Source organism: Streptococcus sp. DFI.7.26 (assembly GCF_022240605.1).
In the GTDB taxonomy this organism is placed as follows: Bacteria; Bacillota; Bacilli; order Lactobacillales; family Streptococcaceae; genus Streptococcus; species Streptococcus xiaochunlingii.
On record NZ_JAKOGN010000035.1, the window covers coordinates 1 to 1,046 of the forward strand.

Annotated in this window: 1 protein-coding gene; it reads right to left on the reverse strand. The window is 33.7% G+C overall.

Annotated elements, in window-relative coordinates; all coding sequences use genetic code 11:
• Positions 1-1,046: TOPRIM nucleotidyl transferase/hydrolase domain-containing protein (locus L0M85_RS09750; RefSeq protein ID WP_238656936.1), on the reverse strand; the 1,046-nt coding region annotated here is incomplete at both ends.

Genomic DNA, 1,046 nt, shown 5'->3' on the forward strand with positions numbered 1-1,046 from the left:
CCGTATCTCTCATTATCAAAATCCAACAAGGTAATATGAGGAATTCTGAGAGCATTCAATAATTTCCAAAAATAGTTGACATGTCTGCCCCCTAAAGGGACAATTGAAATCTGAGAACTATCTACCTCTTTCCCAAGTAAATCAAAAAACTTTGGTAATAGCAGTTCCTCACTGTCGCCTTCACCTAGAACTATTAACTTCGCAAAATATAGTTCAGGATAAGCTTGAATTGCTCCTTTAATATATTTATAAGATTCATCTATAGCTGGAGGTAGCTGTATATCAGAAACAATGGTTTGAAGAACTCTGTCATTATTTTCTATTCTTAAATACTTCAAATCTTCTGGGTCAATTCTTTTTACAATAGCTGGAGAATGTGACGTTAAAATTACTTGAGAGTTGTCATTATTGCCTAATTGCTTAAACCTTTTTATCAGTTTTCCAATGTGATGTGGAGCAATATGATTTTCTGGTTCTTCTATTGCTAGGATAGTTAGTACTGGTGGAATCAACTTAAATCTTGGATTATCAGGATTTTCTTCACGGTCTTTGTTAATTTCTAACTCAATATCAAGTATCGAATCAACAAGTGAAAAATAAAAAATAGATCTCAGTCCATCTCCTAGATCTGAAACTGTAAATGCTTCTTCAGTGGTTGTTGGTGAAAATTTTAAGGCAATCTGTCTAAGTGCTGCCCCCATCTCAGAAGAATTAATAATCAACTCTGCTTGAGAAAAACGGTTATCTTCATGATATAATTCCCATGATTTCTGAATCTCATTGTTGATCTGAGTCAATGCTCCATTTTCAGATAAAAAGGTGTTATTCAACTCATCAATTTTATCTGTAATTTCATTTATCTCATCTTCGGTCCAATTTATACTATTTACCAACCTACTTAACATACTACCTGAAGCATTTCCCAACTCCTTCTCAGGCGTTCTTGAAGCAGGTACATAAAGTACCCTAATTTTATCCAAATCCTTTCTAGGAGCACGATGTTTGTCTTCATCTCTAATAGTATCTTCATCAGATGAAATATAATA